This window comes from Okeania sp. SIO2C2 (assembly GCF_010692625.1).
In the GTDB taxonomy this organism is placed as follows: Bacteria; Cyanobacteriota; Cyanobacteriia; order Cyanobacteriales; family Microcoleaceae; genus Okeania; species Okeania hirsuta.
In genome coordinates this window covers 1-1,736 of the sequence record NZ_JAAHGM010000158.1, presented here as the reverse complement: position 1 = coordinate 1,736, position 1,736 = coordinate 1, and the positions used below count along the sequence as shown (strand labels likewise).

General features: G+C 32.1%; 2 protein-coding genes. Both read left to right on the top strand.

What is annotated here, in order from left to right; translation table 11 throughout:
• Positions 1-236 precede the first annotated feature (236 nt).
• Positions 237-662, top strand: coding sequence for a hypothetical protein (locus tag F6K18_RS36065; protein WP_287528170.1), 426 nt, complete (start codon positions 237-239; stop codon positions 660-662).
• An 85-nt stretch (positions 663-747) separates the two neighbouring features.
• Positions 748-900, top strand: a complete 153-nt coding sequence (locus tag F6K18_RS36060; protein WP_287528168.1) for a hypothetical protein — start codon at positions 748-750, stop codon at positions 898-900.
• Positions 901-1,736 lie beyond the last annotated feature (836 nt).

The following is a 1,736-nucleotide window of genomic DNA, read 5'->3' as shown; positions in this document are numbered from 1 at the left end:
GAAAAAGTAGAATAGAAGTATCAGAATTATTAAATTGTAATTACAAAACTTGATCAACTTGGATAGATAAATTTCTGGAAGCAGGGTTAAATGAATTAACCAAACCAATTTGTCATCAAGTATCTTCCAGATTAAATTGAGAACAAAAACAAGAATTAAAAAGAATGTTTAGGGAAGAATTACCCAGAAACTATGCCATGGATAGAAATATATGAACAGGCCAAATTATTAGTACTGTGCTCGAGTCAAGATGGGGAGTGAAGTTAAAAACAACCAGAATTTATGAAATACTCAAGGAGTTAAATAAGTCAAATCAAAAAGCACATAGAGATGATGCTAATGCTCACAAAAAAGAGCAAAAAACATTGATATCAAACTTAAAAAAAAACTCTCTTCTCAAGAATAAAAAGAAAAAAATAGTATTTTTTGACGAATTTGCTGTTGATGAACGTCCCAGTATTTTTTACGGATGGGCAGAAAAAAACACAGGGCAAAAAGTACTCAGTAATCAGAAAGGAAAGAGAAAGAAATTGAAAGGGATGATTGCCGTAGATACTTTGACAGGTCAAGAGTATTTCCAGTTAAAAGAAAAATTGCTCATCGGAGGATGTTTCAGATTATTTTTGACAACTGTGTCTTTTTTGTGTCAAAAATGGATTTGATCAACTGACTATTATTTTAGATAATAATTCCACAGATAAAAAGAAAATGAGAACTCAATTACTTGCACATCTTTTGGAACTCAAAATGTCAGATAAAATTGTGGTAGATTTTATTGATACTCCGAGTTATTCTCCTAATTTTAATCTAGCTGAATATATTATTCATCTGTTAAGAATGAAACTACTGCATCATCTTCCCTTGGGTGTAAATATGGAACAAATTCAATATAAGGCATGAAAAATACTTTGAATTCAATCAGCTTCAAACAGCACAACAAATTCAAAATATAATTCACCATATTTATGCCTTAGTCAATTGTTAGGTAATCTGATAGCGGGAAGGGAGTAATATCAATTTGGAAAAATAATTTTACGAATAATCAGAACAATTAAATGACTTTATAGGAGATGTCTCTTGGAGTAAAAATATCAATTATGACCTAATAAATGGTATCAAAGCTATTTATTATGACTCCTGACTTCCCCTCCTGAGAAAGGTTAGAGGTGGGTTTATTCCTAAGAAATAACCTATTTATTTGTAGCAAAAATTTATTAATTTGGTATAACACACTCCATTGTTACAGTGTGTGATGGCCAAACTTCCATAAATGCTTGAATACATAATAAATGCTATCACCACATACTCTACTTTTTCTATCAATCAACCGTCTCTAAGTTGGCAAATTTATCATTATTTTCTCGGTTGAATATTAGGGAAATAGAAAAAAAAGAAGTATAACTATGGATAAAATAGCCTAATGATGGGTGAGACATTAGAGTTGTCGCTAAATCAAGGGAAAAAATCACTCTAACCTAGACAGAGCAATAATTCCCAGCATTTTTGCCATCCAATAACTACAATCCTTACAGAACAAGGTTTTTGGGGAATTTTTAAGTTATAAAGCAACAAGTCTATTCCACGCCCTTATAAAATTATGTTGGGTATTTTATCATTTTCTTTGTGGGTTTAATACCCCACCGTCAACGGGGGTGTTCACGCATTACTTGGGGGAGCGAATCCCCATGTAATTTTCCTCCTGTCTCCAGTATAGCTGTCTCCTGTCTCCTTCTTCA